A 25,320-nucleotide genomic window follows, 5' to 3' on the forward strand; every position below is an offset into this window, starting at 1 on the left:
TTTATGACTTGCAAGAGAGGGAAGGCCGCATGACACGCACGCTTATCGCCGGAAACTGGAAAATGAACGGCCTGGTGGGGAGTCTCACCGAGATCGAACGGGTGGCTGCCGCAGTTGCGCCGTCCCAGACAGGGCCTGAAATCCTGCTGTGTCTGCCGGCCACGCTGATTCATCCCGCTGCGGCGAAAGCAGAAGGCTCCGCGCTGAAAATTGGCGGGGAAACCTGCCATCCGAAGGAAAAGGGGGCTCACACCGGCGATATTTCCGCCGAAATGCTCAAGGATGCCGGCGCCACCTATGTCATTGTGGGCCATTCCGAACGCCGGGCTGACCATGGTGAAACAGACGCGGTTGTTGCATCCCAGGCGTCGGCTGCCCTTCGCGCCGGTATCACGCCGATCATCTGCGTGGGCGAAACTCTGGCGCAGCGAGATGCCGGAGATGTTCTGAAGGTTATTTCCGAACAGATCGCCGGATCGATTCCTTCCGAAGGCGCTGCGGATACAATTGTTGTGGCATATGAGCCCGTCTGGGCCATCGGAACCGGGCGCGTGGCAAATTCAGAACAGATCGCCGAGGTTCACGGCTTCATCCGGGAGCTGCTGACAAAGCAGTTCGGCGAAGCGGGCAGAGGCACCCGTATCCTTTATGGCGGAAGCATGAACCCCGGAAATGCTGAGGAAATCCTCGGGGTTGCTGAGGTAAATGGAGGCCTTATCGGCGGCGCAAGCTTGAAGGCGGACGATTTCCTCGCCATCTACCGGCTGGCGGCGCAATAAGTCGTGTGGAACCGCTGACTTGGCGAACGGCCTGATCGGGGTTATGCGGGCGCCTTAAATTCAGGAAAGCTGGTCGGGCCCATGCAGAACGTCATTCTTGTTATCCACATTCTCGCCTGTCTGGCGATGATTGGTCTGGTTCTGGTCCAGAAATCTGAAGGCGGCGGCCTCGGGATCGGCGGCGGCGCCGGAAACGCGCTGATGTCGGGCCGGGGCGCTGCAGGCGCGCTGGTCCGCACCACCATGATCTTCGGTGCGATTTTCTTCGCGACGAGCCTGATCCTCACCTCGATCGCCAACCGTCAGGCTGACAACCGTTCGGGCATTGAGCGTATTCTGGACGAATCGAACCCGCAAACGGCGCCGCAACAGGGCCCGGTGGACCTCTTCGATCCGACGGCGCCTCTGCTGAATGATACCGCGCCGGCTTCTCCGGACGTTGGAATCGCACCTGCGCCCCAGCCCGCGCCGGTAGACCCCACCGAAGAGGCCGCGCCGGCAACGGAATCTGTTCCGGAAAACGCCAATCCCCAGTAATTTTCCGCTAACGGCTGGTGGAGGTCGCGCACAAGGCGCGAATCATTTCATGAGTATAACCCCATGATCCGCTATATTTTCATCACTGGCGGCGTGGTGTCTTCGCTCGGAAAAGGCATTGCCTCCGCCTCCCTCGGCGCGCTGTTGCAGTCACGTGGCTACCGCGTGCGCCTGCGCAAACTTGACCCGTATCTCAATGTCGACCCCGGCACGATGAGCCCCCGCCAGCATGGCGAGGTCTATGTCACCGATGATGGCGCTGAGACAGATCTCGATCTCGGCCACTATGAACGCTTCACCGGCGTTTCGGCCCGCCAGTCTGACAACATCACGACGGGCCGGATCTATCAGCGCATCATCGAGAAAGAGCGCCGCGGCGACTATCTCGGCGCCACCATTCAGGTCATTCCGCACGTTACCAACGACATCAAGGAATTTGTCCTGTCCGATCCGGGGGAGGGCGTCGACTTCGTTCTCTGCGAGATTGGCGGCACGGTTGGCGATATTGAAGGGTTGCCCTTCTTCGAGGCGATCCGGCAGCTTGGCCAGGAGCTCGGCCCTCAGCGCGCCTGCTTCATCCACCTGACGCTGCTGCCCTACATTCCGGCTGCCGGCGAAATGAAAACCAAGCCGACACAGCACTCCGTCAAGGAACTGCGCTCCATCGGCATCCAGCCCCAGATTCTGCTGTGCCGCTGCGACCGTCCGATCCCCGTCAACGAAAAAGGCAAGATCGCCAGCTTCTGTAACGTCCGCCTCACCAGCGTGATCGAGGCGCGGGATGTTGGCCATATCTACGACGTGCCCATGGCGTATCACGCCGAAGGCCTCGATTCTGAGGTTCTTTCCCATTTCGGCATCACCGACGCGCCCAAGCCGGATCTTTCGTCCTGGGAGAAGATCGCCCAGACCATCCGCCATCCCGATGGTCATGTGACGATTGCCCTGGTCGGCAAATACACCGATGTGCCTGACGCTTATAAATCGGTGTCCGAAGCGCTCGGTCATGGCGGCCTCGCCAACAAGGTGAAGGTCGATATCCGCTTCGTCGATTCCGAAAAGTTCGATGATCCGAAAGCTTCCCTTGACGATCTGGAGGGTGTGCACGGCATCCTTCTGCCAGGCGGGTTCGGGGAACGGGGCGCGCACGGCAAGATGCGCGTTGCGCGCTATGCCCGCGAACACAAGCTGCCCTGCTTCGGCATCTGCTACGGCATGCAGCTTTCGGTCGTCGAAGCGGCCCGAACGCTTGCCGGCATCAAGGACGCCTCCACCAGCGAGTTCGGCCCCACCACAGAGCCCGTCGTGGGTCTGATGGGCGAATGGACCAGGGGCAACGAAAAGGTCACGCGCGACGCCAATACCGATCTCGGCGGCACTATGCGCCTCGGCGCGTATCCGGCCCGCCTCAAAGAAGGCAGCCTTGTCGCGGAAGTCTACGGCACGCTCGATATCTCCGAACGCCACCGCCACCGGTATGAGGTCAACACCGGCTATATCCCGGCGCTGGAAAAATCCGGCATGATCTTCTCGGGTATGTCGCCCGATGGCCGCCTTCCGGAGATTGTGGAGCTTAAAGATCACCCTTGGTTCATCGGCGTCCAGTTCCACCCGGAACTCAAGTCGCGCCCGTTCGAGCCCCATCCGCTGTTTGCAAGCTTTATTGGGGCTGCCGTCAAGCAATCCCGGCTCGTCTGAGGACAAGCCGGGCAGGGGGCATCAGATTGGCCGGGTCACCTGGAAGTGGCCGACATTGATCCGGCCGTCGCTGAACCCGGCTTCACAATAGCTGAGATAGAAGTTCCACAGGCGGCGGAACGGCTCGTCAAAGCCGAGCGTCCGGATATCATCCCAGCTGCCGTTGAACGCCCGCGCCCATTCCCGGCAGGTTCGCGCATAGTCCTGGCCGAAATATTTCACGCCGTCATGCCGCAGCCCGGCCTTTGCAAACTGCTGCTTCAGCACTTCCTCGCTGATCAGCATGCCACCGGGAAAAATGTGCTGCTGGATAAAGTCCACACGCTGACGATACCGGTCGAACAGTTTGTCATCGATGGTGATGATCTGCAGGGCGGCTCGCCCCCCTGACTTCAGACAGGAATACACCTGGGCAAAATAGCTTGGCCAGTAGGCTTCCCCCACCGCTTCAAACATCTCGATGGAGGCAATGCCGTCATATGTCCCCTTGTGATCGCGGTAATCTTCAAGGCGGATGTCCACACGGTCGCTGAGCCCCTCCCGCTGCATGCGTGCGGCCGCATAATCGCGCTGCGAAGGCGAGATCGTCAGGCATGTCACCTTCGCCCCGCGCTGCTTGGCGGCATACTCGGCAAATCCGCCCCAGCCACATCCGATTTCAAGAATTTCGCTCGAAGGGCCAGCCTGGATGCGATCGCATATCTCGCGATACTTGTTCATCTGGCCCTGTTGCAGGGACTGGTTCGGGCTCTCGAAAAGAGCCGACGAGTACGTCATGCTCGGGTCCAGCCAGCGCTCGTAAAAGTCATTCCCCAGATCATAATGCGCAATGATGTTCTTGCGCGCGCCCTCGCGAGAGTTGCGGCGGGTGAAGGCGTGCCGGATCATGTTCATGGAGCGGACGATCCATCCGCCCCGCGCCAGCTTGCCGGCCGCTTCGAAGTTAGCCGAGAAAAACCGCAACACCGCAGTCAGATCCGGCGTGGACCAAAGCCCATCGATATAGGCGTCAGCAAAACCAACATCGCCGCCGGCCATGGCCTGCTTGATGAAGCCGTAATCATGCACTTCGATGACCGCGGAAGGACCGTCTTCCGCATTCTGGAAAACCAGCGTGCGGCCATCGGGAAGCAGGAAACGCAACTCGCCACGCTCGGTGCGGAGCAGCAGCAGCGCGCCGATTCTGAACGATGCCGGTACGCCGCTGAGCGCGCGGATGGTGCTGGAGGATGCGATGATGGTTTGGGTCATACCGGCTCTCCGCTGTGGAGGGATGCTTTAACGGGAACGCTCGTCGCTATCGTCGCCATCCTACCGGGTGCCTCGGGTTTCCTGCGGTAGACGGCCCCCTTGATCCATATCTTCAGGGCCTGCCAGTGAATCCCAACTGTAACGCCGAAGGACGAAAAGGGTTGCACGAGGGCCAGCCGTATCAGGTTTGCGGTGGTGGCCGGCATCTCCACGGCGTTGATATTCGCCATATGGCTACGTGTGCCTTCGTTCCAGTTCTCGACGGTCACGCGCAGCTTTCCGTCCGGCGCCCGCAGCGTGAAGCGGTACCGGCCGGAAACGTCCATGAAGGGCGATACATGAAACGTTTTCTCGGCCTCATGCTCTGACCGGTCAGGGCCGGTTGCGGCCACATAGCAGTGGCACTCACCGAAAGTGTTGTTCACTTCATAGATGATGCCGCGCAGAGCCCCGTCCGGTCCGTATCCATACCAGAGCGACAAGGGTGCAAACTTGTAGAAGAGGTGGCGCGGAAACGTCACCAGCCGGATGGCGCCGCCATCCAGGCTCACGTCCGCCTTACCGAACATGCCTTCGGCCCACGGGCGCAGCGGCGCGCCTTTTGTCTTGTCTCCGTGGTCCTCCGGCCGGAAGGAAAATACCCCCGGCCGCCCCATGGAAAACAGGCGGGATTGCGCGCCGGCTTCGGCAAGCCTGTCTATATCGAGATCAATCAGAGCAATATCGTACGTGAAGCGCCGCTCGAAAGGGGCGTAGCGATGATGGACCGTCTTGCCGGTCCAAAGCCGGAGAGCAGGCGCGGTCAAGCAGATACCTCCGCCGCAATATGTACCACAGGAGGGCTGTGGGTAGGAGTCCAGGTTTCAAGACCGTCCGTCTGCCAGGAAACACGGCCCCCAAGAGACAGCGCAGCAGAAAGGCCCGATTTCAGCCCATCCTCATGAAATCCGCGCCCCATCCAGGCGCCGGCAAACCAGAGATTATCCTTGCCCTGAATGCGCTTGAGGCTGCGCACGGCCGCTTCGGCCGCAGCGTCAAACTGGGGATGATCGAACGTATAGTGAAGGAAGGTCAGCTCTTCCTTTGGCGGCATGGCAGGGTTCAGGGTTATGAACAATGGCCGCGAAGGGTCGAGCCCCTGAAGGCGGTTCATCCAGTAGGTCAGGCAGATATCTTCGCCTTCCTGCTTGAGGACGTTCCAACTCGCCCAGGCGCTGCGCCGCTTTGGCATCAGCGAGGGGTCCCGGTGCAGCCAGATACTGTTCGGGCGATAACGGATGGAGCGGAGCGCAAAGGCCTGATCCTCATAATCTGCCTGGATCATACGGAGAGATTGGTCGGAATGCGCAGCCAGGATGACCGCATCAAAAACCTCTGTATGCCCACTTTCCAGAACAACCGCTGTCCGGCCTCCGACAGGATATAGGCGGGAGACGCCCGTGCCCGTTCGGACACGCCCGCCCAATCCGTCTACGGCCTTCGTCACATAGCTCTGGCTGCCGCCCGTCACCGTGCGCCATTTCGGACGCTCTTTGTGCATCAACCGGTGATTGTCGAAGAACTGGAAAAAGCTCTGCGCGGGATAGTTCAGCATCTCGCGTTCCGGCGTAGACCAGATCGCCGCGCCCATCGGCAGGATATAATTGCGGCGGAATGCTTCGTCATAGCTGTGCCGGTCCAACCAGGCGCCCAGCGTGGTTTCGCGCACATTTCCCGCAGCCAGTTCTGCCCGTGCGGTATTGTTGAATTTCAGGATGGTCTGCCAGAAGCGGTGGAAGTCCGGATTGAGGATATTCCGCTTCTGCGCAAACAGGCCGGGCAGGGTAGAGGCCCATTCCCAGCCAACAGGATCAGACACAGCGAAGCTCATGTCCGACGCCTGTGTCTGCACGCCGAGCTCTTCGAAGAAGGCGATGAGGTTCGGATAATTCAGCGCGTTATAGACAATGAAACCAAGATCTACCGCCGTCTGATGACCGTCATAGTCGAACACATGCGTGCTTGCATGGCCGCCGGCGCGCGCGTCCTTTTCGAACACGGTTACATCTGCCACATTCTTAAGCGCCCACGCCGCCCCCAGGCCAGAAATGCCTGCCCCGATGATCGCTATCTTCTTCATTCTGCGGCTTGATCCTCTTTGAGGGCTTTATACGCGTCCAGCGCGCGTTGGCGGCCCACGGCATGGTCGATGATGGGTTTGGGATAGGTCGTGCCCAGCTTTACGCCGGCTTTGGACAGCGTCTGCGCGTCGGCCTCGAAAGGCGCGTGCAGATATTTATCTGGCAGGCGCGCCAATTCCGGGCACCAGCGGCGAACATAGTCACCGGCGCTGTCAAATTTCTGCCCCTGGCTGATCGGGTTGAATACGCGGAAATAGGGGGCAGCATCCGCGCCGCTGCCCGCCGTCCATTGCCAACTCGCCGGATTGGAGGCCGGGTCTGCATCCACCAGCGTATCCCAGAACCACTCCTCGCCCTTCTGCCAGGGCAGCAGCAGATGTTTGGTCAGCATGGAGGCGACAATCATCCGTACACGGTTGTGCATCCAGCCTGTATGCCAAAGTTCCCGCATCCCGGCATCCACGATGGGATAGCCTGTCCGGCCTCGGCTCCAGGCCGTGTAATCAGCATCGCTGCGGCGCCAGCCCATCCGGTTGAAATTGGCGTTATAGTTGTCCGTGGCGAGGCCGGGATTGTAGTAGAGCAGGGTGTAGGAAAACTCCCGCCAGGCAATCTCGGACAGGAACACGCGGGCAGAATTTTCATCCGCCCTTCCGGCCGCAAGGCGCGCCTGCACCGCCCTCCAGACCTGCGCCGGACCAATCTCGCCAAACCTCAGATGAGGCGAAAGGCGTGACGTGCCGTCCGGTTCTCCAGGTAGGTTACGGGTATCGGCATAGCGGCTGACGGGCCCATGGAGGAACGCCTCAAGGCGGTCCATGGCGCCGCGCTCTCCCGGTGTCCAGGCTTCGGCAAGCCCGCCAGACCAGTCCGGTTTTTCTGGGTGCAGCTTCCAGGAAGAAAGCGCTTCGCTATCGGCTGCTGCGGCCTTGATCTGTTTGGGGGCTGCGAGCGGAGCAGGGGCTTTGTAGCTCGCCTGCAATGCGCGCCAGAAAGGCGTGAATACCTTGTACCAGCCACCGCTGCCGGTTTTCAGCTCCCAGGGCTCCATCAGCAGGCGGCCATTGAAGCTCTGGCATTGAATGCCCTTGTCCTTCAGCGCCTTCTTGATGGCGGCGTCGGTCTCCCGCTCGGGAAGACCATAGCGGCGGTTCCAGAATACGGCCTCCGCGCCGGTCTCCTGAATCAGCGTGGCAAGCACGCGCTCGGCTGGGCCCGCGCGCAGCACCAGCGATCCGCCAATCGCTTCCAGGGAGGCAGCGAGTTCGGAAAGGCTCCGGTTCAGCCACCACCGGCTGGCGCCGCCCAGCGGGCGCGGCGCGCTGTCACCCATCTCCAGGATATAGAGGCAGATCAGCGGCCTGTCGCTGGCTACCGCCATGTCCAGGGCCGGGTTGTCCGTTAATCTCAGGTCTTCCCTGAACCATAGAATTGCGGGTGCGGGAGAAGGCATGAACTGACCGGTCTGGGCAAATATCTGGTAACGATGGTCTTACGCCTTGAATCGCAGACTGGATCACCAGATGACGGCCAGCGCTTTCGCTTCCCCGGACGCGCCGTTATAGCCTGCTGCAGAGGCAATTTTGTTTTCACCGGAGGCCTGCGCTTCATGTCATCCCGACTCTCAGGGCTTCTGGATCAGGCCGCCGGAAAGCGCGTCCTCTGCATTGGCGACGTGATGCTCGACCGGTTCATCTATGGCGCCGTTGAACGCATTTCCCCTGAAGCGCCCGTTCCGGTGCTGCGCTACAGCCGCGATGCCGCCATGCCCGGCGGGGCGGCAAACGTCGCCCGCAACCTTGCGTCTCTGGGCCTCGCCCCCGTATTGATCGGGGCACGCGGAGATGACGACGCCGGCAGGGAACTTCTGTCCAGATTTGTCCAGGATGTGTCCATTTCCGTCCATCTCGTGACCCTGGAAGGCCGCCCCACGACCCTCAAAAGCCGCTTTGTGGCCGGCGGACACCAGCTTTTGCGTGTCGATACGGAAAATGCCGCGCCCATCAGCGAAACGACAGAAACCGAACTGATAGGCATCGTCGCCGCAGAGGCAAAAGGCGCCGCCGCTATCCTCATCTCAGACTACGCCAAGGGCCTGCTCACAGACCGGCTTCTGGGGGCAATCCTGCAGATTGCAGCAGATCACAAGCTACCCGTGATCGCAGACCCGAAGGGCAGGGACTTTGCCCGATACGGCGCTGTCGACATCCTCAAGCCCAACGCCTCCGAGCTTGCTGCCGCCACAGGTCTCAGCGTCAACACAGACGAAGAAGCCAGCTGGGCGTTGCGCAGCGCTCTGGAAATCCTCCCGGCAAAGGCCGTGGTCGTCACCCGCGCCGCCAGAGGCATTTCCTTCATCGGTCCGGACCGCAAGGTTCATCACGAAGCCGGCCGCGCACGGGAAGTCTTCGATGTCTCCGGCGCGGGCGATACCAGCCTGGCGGCGCTGGCGGCCGCCATTGCCGGCGGTGGCACGCTGGAGGAGGCCGTCAGCATGGCCATCGCTGCCTCTGGTATTGCTGTCGGGAAGTCTGGAACTGCAACGGTCACTGCAGAAGAGGTCAAAGCGGCGCTGACGGATTTCGGCCCCGCCGGACGCGCCGGCGTGTTGCCGATCGATGCCATGATCGGCCAGGCCGAACGCTGGCGCGCTGCAGGCCTGCGAATCGGCTTCACCAACGGGTGTTTCGATATCCTGCATCCGGGCCATATCCGCGTCATTGAACAAGCCCGGTCCCATTGCGACCGGCTGATTATCGGACTGAACTCGGATGCCTCGGTGAAGCGCCTCAAAGGTCCCCAGCGCCCCATCAACACCGAACAGGCGCGCGCTGACGTGCTTGCCGCCCTCAGCGCGGTGGATGGAGTCACCATCTTCGATACCGATACGCCCCGGGAAGTCATCACGGCCCTGAAGCCGGATGTGCTGGTCAAGGGCGGTGACTATACAAAAGAAACCATCGTGGGCGCCGATATTGTGGAAGCGCGCGGCGGCGAAGTCGTCATTGTGCCCCTGGTGCCAGGCCACTCCACAACGGCAACCATCGCGCGCAGCACCAGCGGAACCTAGCTCGCAGCGGGCACCTTAGTTGGTTGCGTGCTTCTTGAGCTCGTAAGTGCCCGTTCCGGTCATCGTGAACCATTCCGGAATATCAGGGTGGCTCAAGGGAACATCGGAATCGTCGGGTATCAGGTTCTGTTCGGACACATAAGCAATGTAGTGGGTCCGGTCGTTCTCCGCGAAGAGATGGTAGAACGGCTGGTCCTTGCGCGGGCGCACTTCCTCCGGGATCGACTCATACCACTCGTCGGTATTTGCAAACTGCGGATCGACATCAAAAATGACGCCCCGGAACGGAAACAGCTTGTGGCGCACCACCTGGCCGATCTGGAAACGCGCCTCGTGCCGGGAAATGGTATTGTAGAAATAGTTGGTATCGACCGGATCAACGAGCAAAAGCGGTTCTGCCTCCGCCGGCTGCCCCCGTTTACGGAAGATATTTTTCAACCATGCGGTTCGGCCGCGTCTACTGGTCATTTTCATCTCCTGTGGTAGACATTGCCTCAAGTTTTCCATTCGGGCCACACCATGGCTGACAAAAAAGACAGGGGAGGGCCGCCCAAACGCGCGCAGGCCCGCCCCACCACCAGTCGCCCGCTCTATGCTGCGGTCGATTTGGGCACCAATAATTGCCGCCTGCTGGTGGCAGAGCCGCGCGGGCAGACGTTTCGCGTAGTTGATTCGCATTCCCAGATCGCGCGTCTGGGCGAGGGGCTTCACGATACTGGCCGGCTTTCCGATGCTGCGATCGAACGCGCGCTGGACGCGCTGCATGTGATCCGGCGCAAATTGCGCCATCACGGGGTCGGGCGCGTCAGATGCATCGCCACCGAGGCATGCCGCAAAGCAGAGAATGGCGCTGAATTCATCCAGAGGGTGCATTCCGAAACGGGGCTCACGTTCAAGGTGATCGGCGCCAAGGAAGAGGCCCGGCTGGCCACGATCGGCTGCCACGACCTGCTGGTCGCCCCCGCCAAATCCGTGTTGGTGGTCGATATTGGCGGAGGCTCCACCGAGCTGTCGCTTCTGGATGCGGAAGCCACGCGGGGGCAGGGCCTCAAGGGAATGCTGAACCGCGCGCCCATCATCGACTGGACAAGTCTCAAGATGGGCGTTGTCACGATGAGCGACGCTTTCCGCGAGCATGAGGAGGCTGCAGCCTGGCCGCTGATGCTGGCCCGCGCGCGGGAGATTGTTGCCTCCTGGCCGGGGCTGGCGGCTGTTCAGGAGCGCCTCGCCGCTGACGAAGGCTACCTTATCGGGACGTCGGGAACGGTGACCTGTCTTGCCGGTGTCCACCTGAAGCTGGATCGCTACCGGCGGGACAAGGTGGATGGCGCCTGGATGAGCCGGGCGGAGGGCAGCGGAACGATCGATATGTTGCGAGAACTTGGTGTCGCTGGCCGCGCCAAACTGCCAACCATTGGGGAAGAGCGCGCGCCGCTGATGCTGGCAGGCTGCTCGATCATGCAGGCCGTGTGGGAAGCTTTTGAAGGCACCCGCCTGCGCGTGGCCGACCGCGGCCTGCGGGAGGGACTTTTGCTGTCGATGATGTATGGTCAACCTAGAAACCGGAACCGCCGCCGCAAGGGGCGCCGCCCCAGCCTTCAGGAGACTCCAAATGAGTGATGACGACAGGCGGCGATGGAAGGGGCCGGGCCCGGAGAAGCAGGATTCCGGCCGCCGTGCCACCGAGCGCAAGGTGATTGCCCGGAACGCCCGCACGGAAAGCTCCAAGCGCTGGATCGAACGTCAGCTTCAGGACCCGTATGTGCGCAAGGCAAAGGACGAAGGCTATCGCTCGCGCGCGTCCTACAAGCTCCTGGAAATCGATGAGACCGCCAAGCTCCTGCGCAAGGGCCAGCGTGTGGTCGATCTGGGATGCGCGCCTGGGGGCTGGATTCAGGTGGCGCTGCAGAAAGGCGCGGTAGAGGTTGTGGGGATCGACCTATTGCCCCTGGTGCCGATTGAAGGTGCGCTGATCATCGAAGGTGACGTCAACAATCCTGAGGATGTCGAGAAAATGCTCGCCGGCCTTTCTGGGCCGCCGGATCTTGTATTGTCCGATATGGCCGCCAACACGACAGGCCACAAACAGACAGACCATCTGCGCACCGTCGCGCTTGTGGAAATGGCGGTGGCGTTTGCCATCGAACATCTCGCCGAAGGCGGCGCGTTCTGTGCGAAGGTGTTTCAGGGCGGCGCAACCAAAGATGTGCTTGACCAGTTGAAACAGCATTTCCGGACGGTGAAGCATATCAAGCCAGCCGCCAGCCGCGCTGGCAGCCCCGAGATTTATGTGGTTGCCAAGGGCTTCCGCAAATAACGGCAGCCCTCCTCAGTGCGGGGTGGGGAAATAGTCCGTAATCAGTGCATGATACACGCGCTGCATCGCTGCGCGCCGCATGAGAATGGGCGAGCTGGACATATTCTGCAGCATACCGATGAATATCAGATCGTGCCGGGGATCGACCCAGAACCAGGTCCCGGTAGCGCCATCCCAGAAGAAGCTGCCTTCCGGTGCTCCAAGACCCGATGCAATGGTGTCATCAACAACGCCCACACCAAACCCGTAACCGATGCCTGCAGACGGCCGGTAGAGCGGCAGCCCGGTATTGGCATCCAAAAATGCCAGACCATTGGTCACCATCATTGAAACCGTTTCCGGCTTCAGCAACCTGACGTCGCCCAGAGACCCACCATTGAGCAGCATGGCTGCAAAACGTTCGTAGTCGGCAATAGTCGAAACAAGTCCGTGTCCACCTGAATAACGCGCGACCTCTGCGGCCCGCAATGTTTGGATCGGGCCGGGTAGGGGTTGCATACCTGCCTCCGGTGTCCAGCTCGTCAGGATGGCCAGTCTCGAACTATCCCCCTCATCAACGGTAAAGCCCGTATCCGCCATGTCGAGCGGCGCGAATATCCGTTCCTCCAGATATTGCTGGAGCGACTGGCCGGTAATCCGCTCAATGATTACGCCCTGAAGATCAGAAGCGATGGAATAGGACCACGCTTCGCCCGGCTGGTATTTCAGGAGGATGCGGGCAACTTTTTCCACCAGTTCATCGGAAGAGGCCGCGCTGTCGATCTGGCGGGCCATAAACTGCTGCGAGACATAATCCGGCCGCCCATCGCCATAGCCGAACCCAGCGGTGTGCAGCAGAAGCTCCCGCATGGTCGGCACATGGTTTACCGGCCGTGTGCGGATGCTCCCGGCAGACAGTCCGTCAAACACCTCCAGCTTGCTCATTTCGGGCAGGAATTTCGTGATCGGATCGTCGAGGCTGAACTTGCCTTCTTCATACAGCATCAGAAGGCCAACCGCCGTCACCGGCTTAGTCATCGAATAGATCCGATAAATCGTCCGGTCATCTACCGGGTCAGCGGTGTCCAGTGTGCGCGTACCATGAAAGCCGCTGGCAACCCGCTGACCATCCTTGATCAGAACATAGGACAGGCTGGCGACCTTATTTTCGCGGACCACCGCCGCCATCTCCTCGTCCAGCATCACCAGGATGGAGGGGGTAAAACTCTTGGCAGGGTCGGGAGCAGCCGCCTCGGTCTCCACGATTTCGGGAGTGTCGGCCAAATTGCCGGCGGGCTGTCCGCAAGCGGCGGCCAGGATCAGGACGCTGAAGGCGGCGGATTTTGCCCAGGCCAGCCGCTGCAACATCTCTTCCTTGTCCCACCCTGCGCCGCCGAAGCTGGTGGTAAGTTGATTTTATGTCTGCTTCAAGGTGGGCCCAATTGAACTGGCGCGGCTTGTCATGCTTAGCTGGCCGGGCGTGAAATCAACATGGGGGAAGAGAAAATGAACCTGTCAGGTGGCTGTTATTGCGGAAATGTCCGTTACGAAGCGGAGGGAGCGCCCTTGATGCGCGCCCGGTGCCATTGCCGGGAATGCCAATACTTCACGGGCGGGGAGGGGAATGATTTCATCGCCATGCCCGAGGCCGGCTTCCGGTTCACAAAAGGCGCGCCCAAAGGATACACCCGGCCTGATTTCCCGGGCGCGGCCACCCGGGAATTTTGCCCCGATTGCGGAACGCCCTTGCTCACCCGCTCTACGGCATTGCCCGGCGCGCTGATCCTCAAGGTGGGCGCGCTCGACAATCCGGCCGCGTTCGAAGGCCCCCAGGTCATCCTCCAGACAGCCGATGCACAACCGTTTCACCATATACCGGAGGGTGTTCGGGCTTTTCCGCGCTTTCCGGGAATGTGATCGCAAACGCAGCATGAGGGGACTTCACAAGGCCTCGCGACTCCCTTAGGAGGCCAAAAAGGGAGCTCCCCACATGAAAATCCGACAAGCGATCACCTTCGACGACGTGCTTCTCCAGCCCGGCGCAAGCGAGGTGTTACCGGCAGATGTAGATGTTTCGACGCTGCTCACGAAAACCATCCCCCTCAATATCCCGCTGCTTTCGGCGGCGATGGATACGGTTACCGAAGCGCGCCTCGCCATCGCAATGGCCCAGGCTGGCGGCATCGGCGTGATCCACCGCAACCTTTCGATCGAGCAGCAGGCCGGCGAAGTGGCAATGGTGAAGAAGTATGAAAGCGGTGTGGTGATGAACCCCGTCACCATCAGCCCCGACGCCACCCTTGGAGACCTTCAGGAACTCAAGAAGCGCACGGGCTTCTCCGGCATTCCAGTCGTGGAGAAAAACGGTAAGGTGGTGGGCATCGTCACCAACCGGGATACCCGGTTTGCGGACGATCCGAACGAGAAAGTCGCGAGCCTGATGACCCGCGAAGTGGTCACGGCCCAGATGGACATGGCTCCCGGCGATGCGCGCCGCCTGCTGCACAAGCACAGGATCGAACGGCTGGTGATCGTCGATCATGACGGCCGATGCCTCGGCTTGCTCACCGTGAAGGACATGGACAAGGCCGCCGTCCACCCCAACGCTGCCAAGGATGGCGCAGGCCGCCTGCGCGTTGCCGCGGCTTCGACCGTGGGCGACGCAGGCTTCGAGCGGACCCTTGCGCTGATCGAGGCGGGCGCCGATGCGGTCGTCATCGATACGGCTCATGGCCATTCCATTTCCGTCGCTGAAGCGGTCACCCGCGCGAAGAAAATCTCTAATTCGGTGCAAATCATTGCAGGCAACGTCGCTACGGCTGAGGCGACCAAAGCGCTGATCGACGCTGGCGCAGACGCTGTGAAAGTCGGTATCGGCCCTGGCTCGATCTGCACCACCCGCATCGTCGCCGGCGTCGGCGTACCCCAGCTCACGGCAATCGAGCAGTGCGCCACTGCCGCGCTATCTTCTGGCGTGCCGGTTATCGCCGATGGCGGCATTAAGTTCTCCGGCGACTTCGCCAAGGCGCTCGCCGCTGGCGCGTCCACCGCCATGATGGGCTCGATGTTCGCGGGCACCGAAGAGGCTCCCGGAGAGGTCTTCCTCTATCAGGGCCGCAGCTACAAAGCCTATCGCGGCATGGGCAGCCTCGGTGCCATGGCCCGCGGCTCGGCTGACCGCTACTTCCAGAAGGACGCCGCCGCCGAGAAACTCGTGCCGGAAGGCATCGAAGGGCAGGTACCCTTCAAGGGGCCGGTCGGCGCCATCATCCACCAGATGGTCGGCGGCCTGCGCGCGGCGATGGGTTATGTCGGCGCCAAGGATATCGCCGAGCTCCATCAGAAGGCAGAGTTCGTCCAGATCACCGGCGCCGGTCTCAACGAAAGCCATGTCCACGACGTGATGATGACCCGCGAAGCACCGAACTATTCACTGTCTCGCGGCTGATCTTCAGATCGCATCTTGAGGTTTCGGCTCCCGCCACATCGCTTCCAGTGGCGGGGCGCCGGGGCCGGGCTCGAACAGTTTCATCCGCTCGAACCCATGGCTCATATAGAAGCCGGTATTCGCCGGATTGGAGTTCTCCAGATAAGAGGGCATCCCGGCCTTGTCGGCGGCGGCGAGGGCAGGGTTGATCAACTGCTTGCCCAGCCCCTTGCCGCGCTCGGCCTTCCGCGTACCGATGGTGAAAAGGTAAAGGTGGCGGTCCTTGGGATGCTCCCGCGCCATGGTTTCGCCCGCCGTCAACGCACGCTTGGCAGCGCCCTTTGAGCCCTTCTGCATCAGCGTCCAGACGAGGCCCAGCGTCGCCAGCGCGCCAAGCTCCTTCCTCCGCTCCGAGAGGCACCACATCGTCGCGCCGCGATCTCCGGCCACATGGCAGATGCCGTTCGGGATATAGAGATGCCGCGCAAGTTGCGAAAATACCGGCGTCAGCGCGTCCGTTCGGCCAAATATCCAGAGGTTCACCGGGTCTTCGGCAAAGGCTTCCCCTGTAATATCGCCGAGGCGGCGCCAATCTGCGGCCCCCGCATCCCGCATCCCCTCCGGCAGGCGAATCTCCAGCATGTTCAGCCCTTTGTTGTTTTCACCGGCCTCATAGGACGCTAACACCCACGCTTTCGCAACCGGAGAGCCGACACATGCGCAATGGCGGACGCATCAGCGCAGCAATTTCTGTCCTGACGGACGTGCTGCAAAGGCATCAACCGGTGAAGATTGCCGTGCGCGACTGGGGCAAACGGGCCCGTTATGCCGGCTCCAAGGACCGCGCCTGGGTGTCGGGTCTCGTGCTGGATGCCCTCCGGCGCCGCAACTCGACAGCCCATCATATGGGCCATGATGACCCGCGGGCGCTGGTGTTCGGCACGTTGCGCTTTGCCTGGGACTGGCCCGCCCGCGACATCGAACAGGCCTGCTATGACGATCACGGCCCAACGCCCCTGACGAATGCAGAGCGCGACGCGCTCATCATGGCGCCCGATCCTACCGCGCCGATCCATGTTCAGGGCGATTTTCCCGAATGGCTGACACCGCATATGGAGCGCGTATTCGGCCCCGATACCGTGGTCGAGGCGCAGGCGATGGCCGTCCGCGCGGATGTGGATCTGCGCGTCAACACGCTGAAATCCGACGCAGAGAAAGCCGCGCTCCCGCTCAAATCCGTCCGGGCGGTGCCCTCAAAGCTGCTGACCAACGCCTACAATATCCCGGCGCGCGACCCAACCGAGCGCGAAGACTCCATCGAGGGCATTCCGGCCTTCTCCAAGGGTTGGGTTGAGGTGCAGGATGCGGGCAGCCAGATCGCTGCGGCTGCCGCAAATGCCAAGCCGGGAGAGCAGGTGCTGGACTATTGCGCCGGCGGCGGGGGCAAGACGCTCGCCCTGGCGGCGCAGATGCAGGGCACCGGCCAGATTTATGCCTATGACATTGACGGAAAGCGCCTCTCAGCGCTCGTTCCGCGTCTCAAGCGCTCCGGGGCGCACAATGTTCAACTCGTCCACCCCAGCGAAGGCACGAGCCTTGAGCCGCTTGTGGGCCAGATGGACCTCGTATTTGTCGATGCGCCTTGCACCGGCACCGGAACCTGGCGCCGCAAGCCGGACTCCAAATGGCGCGTGAAGCCTGCCCAGCTCGCCAAACGCGTGGAGGATCAGCGCCAGATCCTCGCAGAAGCGGCCAACTATGTGAAACCCGGCGGTCGCCTCCTGTATGCAACCTGCTCCTTTCTGATTGAGGAAGACGAGGACCGCGTTGCCGAATTTCTGGCGGCCGATACCCGCTTCCGCGAGGGAGACGCTGCTGAAGCCGCGATTGCTTCAGGCCTTCTGACCGACCATGGCGCCGCCGTCGTCCGCAAATTTCGCGGCCCCACCGGCAGCGTCCGGCTCACGCCGCGCCGGGCGGGCACCGATGGCTTCTTCTTCGCGCTGCTTAACCGGGAAGCTTGATCCATAGGGCTGCCCAAATTGCTCCATGGCGCGTTTCACAGCCTTTCGCAGCAGCGAAAGCCCCGCTAATAGGGGCCATGACACAGCAAGCCGATTCCGCCCCCAATTCCCATGAGCGCGTCCTGATCGTCGATTTCGGCAGTCAGGTGACCCAATTGATCGCCCGCCGCCTCCGCGAAAGCGGCGTCTATTGCGAGATCCATCCTTTCAACAAGGTCGATGGCGCTTTCCTGAAGGCGTATCACCCACAGGCCATCATTCTCTCGGGCGGCCCGGCCAGCGTCACATGGCAAAACGCGCCCCTTGCTGATCAGGCCATATTCGACAGCGGCCTGCCCATCCTCGGCATCTGCTATGGCCAGCAGGTGATGATGCACCAACTCGGCGGACGCGTGGAAAGCGGCACCAGCCGCGAATTTGGCCGCGCCTTTATCGAGCCGGTAGAGGACGATCCGATCCTCGAGGGGCTGTTTGAGGGCGGCAATTCCGAGCAGGTCTGGATGAGCCATGGTGACCATGTGGCAGACATGGCGCCCGGTTTTGGTGTCATCGCCCGGTCGCCCGGCGCGCCTTATGCTGTCATCGCTGATCCGGAGCGGAAATTCTACGGCACCCAGTTCCACCCCGAAGTCGTCCACACCACCCATGGCGCGCGCCTCCTGCGCAACTTCACGCATGGCGTTGCCGGCCTCAAGGGCGACTGGACAATGGCGGCCTACCGCGCAGAAGCCATCGAAAAGATCCGCGCTCAGGTCGGCAAGGGTAGGGTGATCTGCGGCCTTTCCGGCGGCGTGGACTCATCCGTAGCCGCCGTATTGATCCACGAAGCAATCGGTGATCAGCTTACCTGTGTTTATGTCGACCACGGACTGATGCGCGCCGGCGAAAGCGAGCAGGTCGTCAGCCTCTTCCGTGAGCATTACAATATTCCGCTCGTGCATGTGGACGCTTCGGAACTCTTCCTCGGCCAACTCGACGGCGTGACGGACCCGGAGAAAAAGCGCAAGATCATCGGCGGTCTGTTCATTGATGTATTCGATGCCGAAGCCAGCAAGATCGGCGGCGCTGATTTCCTTGCCCAAGGCACTCTGTATCCGGATGTCATTGAAAGCGTCTCTGCCATCGGCGGCCCCTCCGTCACCATCAAGAGCCACCACAATGTTGGCGGCCTGCCCGCACGCATGAAGATGAAGCTGGTCGAGCCGCTGCGCGAACTCTTCAAGGATGAAGTGCGCGCTCTGGGCCGTGAACTCGGCCTGCCCGAAGCCTTCGTGGGCCGCCATCCGTTCCCTGGCCCCGGCCTTGCCATCCGTATTCCCGGCGCCATCACTCGCGAGAAGGCTGACACCCTCCGCAAGGCAGATGCCATCTATATCGACGAGATCCGCAAGGCGGGCCTTTATGACGAAATCTGGCAGGCGTTCAGCGTGCTGCTTCCCGTCAACACCGTCGGCGTCATGGGCGACGAGCGTACTTATGAGGCTGTCCTCGCCCTGCGCGCGGTAACGTCTACTGATGGTATGACGGCGGACTATTATCCCTTTGAGCATGCCTTCCTCGGGAAGGTCGCCACACGGATCATCAACGAGGTGAAGGGCGTCAACCGGGTTGTCTATGACGTGACATCCAAACCACCTGGCACAATCGAGTGGGAATAGGGGCAAAGATCATGTCAGACAACAAACGTATTGTTCTCTCCAGCGACCACGCGGCCATCGATCTTCGGCAGACAATCGCGACGCATATTGCGGCGCAGGGCTGGGAGCCTGTCGATATTGGCCCCGTCACGCCGGAAAGCACGCATTACCCCAAACACGGCGAGACCGCCGCCCGGCTTGTGGCCTCCGGAGATTGCCGGCTCGGCATCATTCTCTGCGGCACGGGCCAGGGCATCATGATGGCAGCCAACAAGGTGAAGGGCATCCGGTGCGGCGTGTGCAGTGACACGTTCTCGGCCCGCATGATCCGCCAGCACAATGATGCGAACATGCTCTCCCTCGGCGTGCGGGTGATCGGTGAAGGCCTGGCGCTGGATATCGTCGACGCCTTCCTGGCCGCGCAGTTTGAAGGCGGCCGCCACGCGACGCGCGTGGATATGATTGTGGCGCTGGAAGCCTGAGGACGGCCAGAAACCAGGAACGGCACGAAACTTGCGCCGGGCTGGAACATCGCGGTAACCGCCCTTGGGCTGGCCAGAACGGGTCGCCGCTGTATATCTTCCGCAACCGGGCCGGGACGCCGCGCTGCGGGATGGTTTCAAAGGCAGTAAGATTTGAGCAGGATAACAGAATTCAGGGGGATCGGTGGGTTGGCCCTTCAGGGTGAACTCATGGGCCATCCGGACGACCCGGCAATTGTCCTGCTTGAGCATCCTCAGCAGAGCCCTGACTTCTGGAGAGATCTGTGTGTTGCGCTCGTAAAAGCGGGCAGGCAGGTCGTGCGCATCGCCCATGGAGAAGCCTCGTCAGCGCTCAAGCGGCGCGGCACGGACGCCTACACAACGGAAACCCTGCGCGCCATTCTCAGCCAGCTCCCGATGCGGCCGGTCCTGCTTGCGGCAGGCGATCATGCCGCCGCCGCCATCAGCGCGGTCAGCCAGGATGGCGCATTGCTCGCAACCGGCCTTGTTCTCATCACGCCGGATATTCATCCGGCCACTGAGATCGCTACCATTCTGGAAAGTCTGCCGGCGCTGATCATTACAACCGCCCAGGGCGCATCCCCTCACGGCATCGCGCATGTTGCGATGGGCGTCCCGCATGCCGAGGCTGTGGAAATCGGGGCAGGCGAGCCGTTGACGGCCGCAGAATGTCTTGATGCTTTCAGCGCCGTTCTGATCGACTTTCTGGAGCGCCGCCTGCCGCGTTCAACGCCTGAATACAGGCTCGGATCGGACGCGCGCACCCTGCGGGATGCCCTGGGGTGCTTCGCCACCGGCGTTACCATTCTCACAGCGCGGGATAGCGCCGGCCAGCCCGTCGGCCTCACCGCCAATTCCTTCACGTCCGTCTCCCTCGATCCACCGCTGCTGCTGGCCTGTATCGCCAGATCCTCGGCGAGTTCGGAAGTATTCCGGTCGTCCGCTCATTTTGCGGTAAATGTCCTTCACATCGGGCAGCAGCCTGCTTCGATCCGCTTTTCGCGCCGCGATGAAGACCGTTTCGGCGCTACGCCCTGGGAGCCGGGCCTGAATGGTACGCCGGTGTTGACAGGCTCTCTGGCGACATTTGAATGCGCCCGCCACGACGTTCACGAAGGCGGCGATCACATCATTCTCATGGGACAGGTCGAGCGAGCCCGCTTTGAGCCGCGCCGTGACCCGCTTCTGTATTTCCGCGGCAAATACCGCCGCCTGCATTTCTCCTGACAGGCCCCGGAAAGTCTTAACGAAATCCTGATCCGCCGCGCCAGGCTCGCCCTGTGCAAGAGGGGAAGGGGGTAGGTTCCGGCCGCCCGGCGATCGCTGGCGCCGCGGCGCGGACAGCTCGCCAACCCTAAAGCCTGAAGCTCCAGAAGCCGCGTCACAGCCCGCGCTCCTTATGCCATGAGTCGCATAATCTATATTATGGGCAATTTTATTATTGGCGCGACGGCGCGCCTAAGCTCCTGAATTCACAATTGATTCTTGAGGACATGCAAACGCGATCGAGCGGCTTATCCCGCCGCGCCCATCAATCAACCACCTCAGCCGCTGATGCTGATTTCCATGCCGTCAAAGCCTGGCTCAACATTCGGCGGCAGTGTTTCCAACAATGTCCGGTAATCCATGTCGACATGCAGATTGGTAAGCACCGCCCTCGCCGGTTTCAGCGCCTCGATCCATTCGAGGGCCTGATCGAGATGCGCATGGGACGGGTGCGGCGCATATCGCAACGCGTCAATGATCAACACGTCCAGCCCGGCAAGACGCTTCATCGTTGAGGCCGGCAGCGCGTTAACGTCGTTGCAATAAGCAACATTGCCAATCCGGTAACCCATGCACGGGATTGATCCATGCACCATGGTCACGGGCAAGAATTCCACAGCCCCGCCCGCCCCGCTGACCGTAAACGCCTGCCCGTCATTTACGGTTATGTGCGGAGACAGGATCGGCGGGTAACCCTTTCCGCCAACGAAACAGTATTCAAACCGCGTCATCAGACTGCCGCGCGCATACGGATCAAAATAGACCGGGATAGCGCTGCGCTGGCGAATGGCCAGGGCGCGCACATCGTCAATGCCGTGAGACTGATCCGCGTGATCGTGCGTGTAGATAACCCCGTCCAGATGCGTCACGCCGGCGTCCAGAAGCTGCTCGCGCAAGTCGGGCGACGTGTCGATCAGGATATTCGTCAGCGCGCCGCCCGCGCCCTCTTTCTGCACCAGCGCGCCGCAGCGGCGGCGTTTGTTCCTGGGCTCTGCCGGATCACAGACACCCCAGTCTCCGCCCACGCGGGGTACCCCGCCGGACGATCCGGTACCGAGCAGGATGATCCGTGAGCTGCTCACGCCGCACCCACCTTGTCAAACAGCGTCAGCGCGTTGGCTTCGGTGATCTCCTTAACCTCATCCACAGGCATTCCCTTGAGCGCCGCCAGCGCTTCGGCCACATGAACCAGATAGGAAGGCTCGTTGCGCCGCCCGCGCATCGGAACGGGCGCCAGATACGGACAATCCGTTTCCAGAATGATCCGCTCGATCGGCACATCCCCCATCACGGCGCGCACATCCTTTGCGCTCTTGAAAGAGAGTATTCCGGAGACGGAAAAATAAGCTCCCAGTTTCAGCGCCCGCTGCGCCAGCCCTTCGCCGCCGGTGTAGCAATGAAGCAGCGGACGGATGGCGCCCTTGGCCATTTCCGCGTCGAGAATATCCGCCATCAGATCATCCGCCTCCCGCGTATGCAGGATAAGAGGAAGGCCGGTATCGCGCGCTGCTGAGATATGTTCCAGAAGGCTAGAAACCTGTTCCTTTTCCGGGCTGTATCCGTAGTGAAAATCAAGGCCCGTTTCGCCGATCGCCACCACCTTCGGGTCCCGCGCAGCTTCGATCATCATCTGCGCGGTTACATGCGTAAAATCTTTCGCATGGTGCGGATGCGTGCCCACTGAACACCACATATCAGCGTTCGTGCTGGCAATGGCGTAAACGGACGGAAAATTGTCGAACCGGTCACAGATCGCCAGGAAACGCCGCACACCCGCGCCGCGCGCGCGAGCCAGAACCTCTTCGAGGTCTTCTGCGAAAGCTTCGCCGTGGAGGTTCACATGGGTATCAAACATCAATCCATCATTCACTTGGCGGCGGCTTCGTGCATCGCCGCGATGATCTTGGAGGCGACTTGCGCTGCGTCCATATTCAGGGTTTCCGCGTCCCCTGAAAGCCGCGCCAAGCCGAGCCAGGCTTTGGCGGCACGCGGCTCATGCTCGGCGCGCTGGGCGACCCATTCCAGCACTTCATCCCGGAAAGCAAGCTCGGCCTCCGGCCCGTCGCTGGCGGCGCTCAGGGCGGCGGCAACGATCTTGTCTGATGGTTTGGGCATCGCCTTGATCAGTGCCCGCGCCGCGCTGGCCGCATTCATGGCCGCAGTCGATGACAGCCGCAGCCCAAGCCCTGGCCGTCCTCTCGCGAGGCTGCTGGCGACGGGCGGCGCGCCGGCCGCCTCCAGCGCGCGTGCGCAGTTTTCTTCCGATAAAATGGAGAGTTGCAGAATGCGGCACCGCGATCGAATGGTCGGGAGGATCGGCTTGGACCGGTGATTGACCAACAGCAGGATGCTCTGCGGCGGCGGCTCCTCCAGTGTCTTTAGAAGCGCGTTCGCCGAGTTGCGGTTTGCCTCGTCAATCGCATCCACTATGCCGACACGCCAGCCGCCCATGGCGGGCTTCATCTCGAAATGATGGGTCATCTGGCGAATCTGATCGACTGTGATGTCCTGCGCCAGCTTGCCCTTGTCATTGAGTTCGCGGCGCTGAACGCTGATGTCAGGATGGCTGCCGGCAAGTATGGCGCGCATCACGCTGTCATCCGCAGGCGCATCAAACGGCGCCGAAGCAGGCCCGCGTGCACCCAGCAGATAGGCGCCAATCCGCTCGGCCAGCCGCGCCTTGCCGATGCCGGACGGCCCTTCGATCAGCCAGGCATGATGCAGCCGCCCGCTGCGGTATGCGGAGAGGAATGAAGCCTCCGCCGCTTCATGCCCAAAGAGAGGAAGCGCAACGGTCATGGCGACACCGCGCCTGGCCTATCCACCAGCGAACCGATTTCAGCCCATGCCGCAGCCAGAACGCCCTCAGGTGTCTGCCCGGCATCAATCAGCCGGCATCGCTCTGGCTCTGCCTGCGCTATTGCCAGGAAGGCGGCACGAACCGCCTCATGGAATGCATCCGGACGGCGCTCGAACGTGTCGAGCGCGCCGGCGCGCACAGCCCGCCGCTCACGCGCGATCTCAAGCGACACATCCAGAACCAGCGTCATTGAGGGCAGTGTATCGCCCAGCACTTCACGTTCAATCGAGAGCAGGGTGTTTTGCGCCACGCCGCCGCCGATGGACTGGTAGACGCGCGTGGAATCGGCAAATCGGTCACAGATCACCCAGTCTCCGCGCGCCAGCGTGGGCCAGATCAGCTTTTCCAGATGATCCCGGCGCGCCGCATTGACCAGCAGCGCCTCAGACAGCGGCGACCACGCCTCCCCTTCCGGCGGGTGCAGCAACAGATGGCGCGCTGCTTCGGCCAGCAGCGTGCCGCCTGGTTCCCGGGTCAGCACGGCATGGATGCCGGCCGCCTCCAGCTTCAAGACAAGCGCCTTGGCGAGCGCAGACTTTCCAGTGCCCTCGCCGCCTTCCAGCGTGATGAAATGTCCGGCCGGCCGGTCACTCATTGCCACTGGAAATGAACGTCCGCACGCCTTCGAGCGCCATGCCGGCAAAGCCGAGCTTCTTCACATCCGCTTCGGCGATGATGGGGGCTTCGGTGGGCTCCGAGCCCTCCATGGTAATCACGAGTTTGCCGACCTGATCACCCTTTTTCACCGGCGCCTTCACGGGGCCGGCGAGCACGATCTCCACTTTCGCGTTGGAGAAAGCGGCCTTGTGGCCAGCTACTTCAATCGGCTCCGCCAGCGAAACCGGCACCGTACGGGTTTCGCCCAGCCAGACCTCGACATCGGGCAGCGCCAGTGTTTCCGGTCCGATCGTTTTCAGTTCGAAGCTCTGGAAGGCGATGCGCATCAGGCGCTCGCTTTCGCGTGCCCGCGCCGCCATCGTGGGCAGACCATTGACAACAATGGTGCGGCGCACGCCGTCGCGTACCGCCGAAGCCGTCAGGCCATAGCCGGAAGATTCCAGGTGCCCGGTTTTGAGGCCATCCGCGCCGGCCACTTCAAGCAGCGGGTTGCGGTTTGCCTGCGTGTACTGCCGCCAGGTGTAGGAGGGCAGCGAGTACCATTCATAATATTGCGGATAGTCGTCGATGGTCATCTTTGCCAGACGGGCAAGGTCTTCAGCGGAGACCACATGGCCTTCGCCGCTAAGCCCGGTGGAGTTGACGAAGTTCACCGATGTAAGACCCAGCTCGTGCGCCATCTCGGTCATCCGGCGGGAGAAGGCCTCCTCAGACCCGGAAATGCCTTCGGCCAGCACAATGCAGGCGTCATTGCCGGACATGGTAATCACGCCGTGCAGCAATTCCTCGACGGTGGGGGTATCCTTGGGCACCAGGCCCATTGTGGACGTGCCGGAAGGGAAGCCGCCCCGGCGCCAGGCGTCCTCGCTCACCGTGAATTTGTCCGTCAACGACAGCTCGCCGCGTTCAATCAGTTTGAAGACGACATAGGCCGTCATCATCTTCGTCATCGACGCGGGCGTCATCGGCTCGTCGCCGTTCTTGGTATAGAGGATCTTGCCGGTTGCGTGATCCATGATCACCGCATGGCTCGCCGGCGTATCGATCATCTGAGCCGAAGCACTGGCGCTGCTGAGCGCCCCGAGGGTCAGTAAGGCCGCAAACACCTTGCGAAAGGGAACCACGATGTCTTTCTCCTGTGCCGTTCTGGCGGCCGCAGGATATTCAGCGGCCTTCTGCACTGCATAGGCAGGAAAAAGGGCCGGTTTGTGGTCAGCGTCAATGGGGGTGCTGA

The 25,320-nt window shown here is 61.7% G+C and carries 24 protein-coding genes; 12 read left to right on the top strand and 12 right to left on the bottom strand.

Going from position 1 to position 25,320, the window contains the following annotated elements; translation table 11 throughout:
- Window positions 1–29 precede the first annotated feature (29 nt).
- The 3 genes from tpiA to BBF93_RS08355 all read left to right on the top strand — a co-directional run bounded on the left by tpiA (window position 30) and on the right by BBF93_RS08355 (window position 3,014).
- Complete coding sequence (tpiA, locus tag BBF93_RS08345) at window positions 30–779, top strand: triose-phosphate isomerase (protein WP_114105608.1); 750 nt, start codon at window positions 30–32, stop codon at window positions 777–779.
- Window positions 780–860: 81 nt separating this feature from the next.
- A complete protein-coding gene (gene secG, locus BBF93_RS08350) occupies window positions 861–1,316 on the top strand; it encodes a preprotein translocase subunit SecG (protein ID WP_114105609.1) in 456 nt (151 codons plus the stop codon).
- 63 nt (window positions 1,317–1,379) lie between these two features.
- Window positions 1,380–3,014, top strand: a complete 1,635-nt coding sequence (locus BBF93_RS08355; protein WP_114105610.1) for a CTP synthase — start codon at window positions 1,380–1,382, stop codon at window positions 3,012–3,014.
- A 21-nt stretch (window positions 3,015–3,035) separates the two neighbouring features.
- On the opposite strand, the gene BBF93_RS08360 is transcribed toward BBF93_RS08355, so the two are convergent.
- From BBF93_RS08360 to BBF93_RS08375, 4 genes are read right to left on the bottom strand one after another with little or no spacing between them, the layout of a single operon-like run.
- Complete coding sequence (locus BBF93_RS08360; RefSeq protein ID WP_114105611.1) at window positions 3,036–4,265, bottom strand: cyclopropane-fatty-acyl-phospholipid synthase family protein; 1,230 nt, start codon at window positions 4,263–4,265, stop codon at window positions 3,036–3,038.
- Window positions 4,262–5,071, bottom strand: coding sequence for a DUF1365 domain-containing protein (locus BBF93_RS08365; protein WP_162786482.1), 810 nt, complete (start codon window positions 5,069–5,071; stop codon window positions 4,262–4,264). Before BBF93_RS08365 ends, BBF93_RS08360 begins: the two co-directional genes overlap by 4 nt.
- A complete protein-coding gene (locus BBF93_RS08370) occupies window positions 5,068–6,384 on the bottom strand; it encodes an NAD(P)/FAD-dependent oxidoreductase (RefSeq protein ID WP_035599917.1) in 1,317 nt (438 codons plus the stop codon). Before BBF93_RS08370 ends, BBF93_RS08365 begins: the two co-directional genes overlap by 4 nt.
- Window positions 6,381–7,838: a deoxyribodipyrimidine photo-lyase gene (locus BBF93_RS08375; RefSeq protein ID WP_114105613.1), complete on the bottom strand. Its 1,458-nt coding sequence runs from the start codon at window positions 7,836–7,838 to the stop codon at window positions 6,381–6,383. The genes BBF93_RS08370 and BBF93_RS08375 overlap by 4 nt, the downstream gene beginning before the upstream one ends.
- Window positions 7,839–7,994: 156 nt before the next feature.
- On the opposite strand from BBF93_RS08375, the gene rfaE2 reads away from it, so the two are divergent.
- Window positions 7,995–9,455 carry a D-glycero-beta-D-manno-heptose 1-phosphate adenylyltransferase gene (gene rfaE2 / locus BBF93_RS08380; RefSeq protein WP_114105614.1) on the top strand — a complete coding sequence of 487 codons (1,461 nt, stop codon included), beginning with the start codon at window positions 7,995–7,997 and terminating at the stop codon, window positions 9,453–9,455.
- A 15-nt stretch (window positions 9,456–9,470) separates the two neighbouring features.
- Here the strand turns inward: rfaE2 and hspQ are convergent, their stop codons facing one another.
- Entirely contained in the window at window positions 9,471–9,923 is a 453-nt protein-coding gene (gene hspQ, locus BBF93_RS08385) for a heat shock protein HspQ (RefSeq protein WP_114107034.1), read from the bottom strand.
- A gap of 51 nt (window positions 9,924–9,974) precedes the next feature.
- On the opposite strand from hspQ, the gene BBF93_RS08390 reads away from it, so the two are divergent.
- Together BBF93_RS08390 and BBF93_RS08395 are read left to right on the top strand one after the other, a co-directional pair.
- Window positions 9,975–11,075 (top strand): Ppx/GppA phosphatase family protein, encoded by a 1,101-nt coding sequence (locus BBF93_RS08390; protein WP_114105615.1) that lies wholly within the window; start codon window positions 9,975–9,977, stop codon window positions 11,073–11,075.
- A complete protein-coding gene (locus BBF93_RS08395) occupies window positions 11,068–11,772 on the top strand; it encodes an RlmE family RNA methyltransferase (protein WP_035599908.1) in 705 nt (234 codons plus the stop codon). Before BBF93_RS08390 ends, BBF93_RS08395 begins: the two co-directional genes overlap by 8 nt.
- Window positions 11,773–11,784: 12 nt before the next feature.
- Here BBF93_RS08395 and BBF93_RS08400 read toward each other — a convergent pair whose 3' ends face one another.
- A complete protein-coding gene (locus tag BBF93_RS08400; protein ID WP_114105616.1) occupies window positions 11,785–13,119 on the bottom strand; it encodes a serine hydrolase in 1,335 nt (444 codons plus the stop codon).
- 201 nt (window positions 13,120–13,320) lie between these two features.
- Here BBF93_RS08400 and BBF93_RS08405 point away from each other — a divergent pair, with 201 nt between their 5' ends.
- Together BBF93_RS08405 and guaB are read left to right on the top strand one after the other, a co-directional pair.
- The gene (locus BBF93_RS08405) at window positions 13,321–13,668 is read left to right on the top strand and encodes a GFA family protein (protein WP_233349323.1); all 348 of its coding nucleotides are present in this window, start codon (window positions 13,321–13,323) and stop codon (window positions 13,666–13,668) included.
- Between the two features lie 73 nt (window positions 13,669–13,741).
- The gene (guaB, locus tag BBF93_RS08410) at window positions 13,742–15,199 is read left to right on the top strand and encodes an IMP dehydrogenase (RefSeq protein WP_114105618.1); all 1,458 of its coding nucleotides are present in this window, start codon (window positions 13,742–13,744) and stop codon (window positions 15,197–15,199) included.
- 3 nt (window positions 15,200–15,202) lie between these two features.
- Here guaB and BBF93_RS08415 read toward each other — a convergent pair whose 3' ends face one another.
- Complete coding sequence (locus BBF93_RS08415) at window positions 15,203–15,820, bottom strand: N-acetyltransferase (RefSeq protein WP_162786483.1); 618 nt, start codon at window positions 15,818–15,820, stop codon at window positions 15,203–15,205.
- A gap of 74 nt (window positions 15,821–15,894) precedes the next feature.
- Between BBF93_RS08415 and BBF93_RS08420 the strand changes: the two genes are divergently transcribed.
- The 4 genes from BBF93_RS08420 to BBF93_RS08435 all read left to right on the top strand — a co-directional run bounded on the left by BBF93_RS08420 (window position 15,895) and on the right by BBF93_RS08435 (window position 20,569).
- Window positions 15,895–17,202, top strand: a complete 1,308-nt coding sequence (locus BBF93_RS08420) for an RsmB/NOP family class I SAM-dependent RNA methyltransferase (RefSeq protein WP_114105620.1) — start codon at window positions 15,895–15,897, stop codon at window positions 17,200–17,202.
- Between the two features lie 77 nt (window positions 17,203–17,279).
- On the top strand, window positions 17,280–18,860 hold the full coding sequence (gene guaA / locus BBF93_RS08425; RefSeq protein WP_114105621.1) for a glutamine-hydrolyzing GMP synthase: 1,581 nt from the start codon (window positions 17,280–17,282) through the stop codon (window positions 18,858–18,860).
- Window positions 18,861–18,871: 11 nt separating this feature from the next.
- Window positions 18,872–19,321 (top strand): ribose 5-phosphate isomerase B, encoded by a 450-nt coding sequence (gene rpiB / locus BBF93_RS08430; RefSeq protein WP_114105622.1) that lies wholly within the window; start codon window positions 18,872–18,874, stop codon window positions 19,319–19,321.
- A 210-nt stretch (window positions 19,322–19,531) separates the two neighbouring features.
- Window positions 19,532–20,569 (top strand): flavin reductase family protein, encoded by a 1,038-nt coding sequence (locus BBF93_RS08435; RefSeq protein ID WP_114105623.1) that lies wholly within the window; start codon window positions 19,532–19,534, stop codon window positions 20,567–20,569.
- Between the two features lie 317 nt (window positions 20,570–20,886).
- On the opposite strand, the gene BBF93_RS08440 is transcribed toward BBF93_RS08435, so the two are convergent.
- The 5 genes from BBF93_RS08440 to BBF93_RS08460 are packed head-to-tail and all read right to left on the bottom strand — an operon-like array spanning window position 20,887 to window position 25,210.
- The gene (locus BBF93_RS08440) at window positions 20,887–21,690 is read right to left on the bottom strand and encodes an MBL fold metallo-hydrolase (protein WP_114105624.1); all 804 of its coding nucleotides are present in this window, start codon (window positions 21,688–21,690) and stop codon (window positions 20,887–20,889) included.
- Entirely contained in the window at window positions 21,687–22,463 is a 777-nt protein-coding gene (locus BBF93_RS08445; RefSeq protein WP_114105625.1) for a TatD family hydrolase, read from the bottom strand. The genes BBF93_RS08440 and BBF93_RS08445 overlap by 4 nt, the downstream gene beginning before the upstream one ends.
- 11 nt (window positions 22,464–22,474) lie before the next feature.
- Window positions 22,475–23,407: a DNA polymerase III subunit delta' gene (locus BBF93_RS08450; protein ID WP_114105626.1), complete on the bottom strand. Its 933-nt coding sequence runs from the start codon at window positions 23,405–23,407 to the stop codon at window positions 22,475–22,477.
- On the bottom strand, window positions 23,404–24,063 hold the full coding sequence (tmk, locus tag BBF93_RS08455) for a dTMP kinase (protein ID WP_114105627.1): 660 nt from the start codon (window positions 24,061–24,063) through the stop codon (window positions 23,404–23,406). Before tmk ends, BBF93_RS08450 begins: the two co-directional genes overlap by 4 nt.
- A complete protein-coding gene (locus BBF93_RS08460; protein WP_233349324.1) occupies window positions 24,056–25,210 on the bottom strand; it encodes a D-alanyl-D-alanine carboxypeptidase family protein in 1,155 nt (384 codons plus the stop codon). Before BBF93_RS08460 ends, tmk begins: the two co-directional genes overlap by 8 nt.
- Between the last annotated feature and the right edge of the window lie 110 nt (window positions 25,211–25,320).

This window comes from Hyphomonas sp. CACIAM 19H1 (assembly GCF_003325995.1).
Classification (GTDB): domain Bacteria; phylum Pseudomonadota; class Alphaproteobacteria; order Caulobacterales; family Hyphomonadaceae; genus Hyphomonas; species Hyphomonas polymorpha.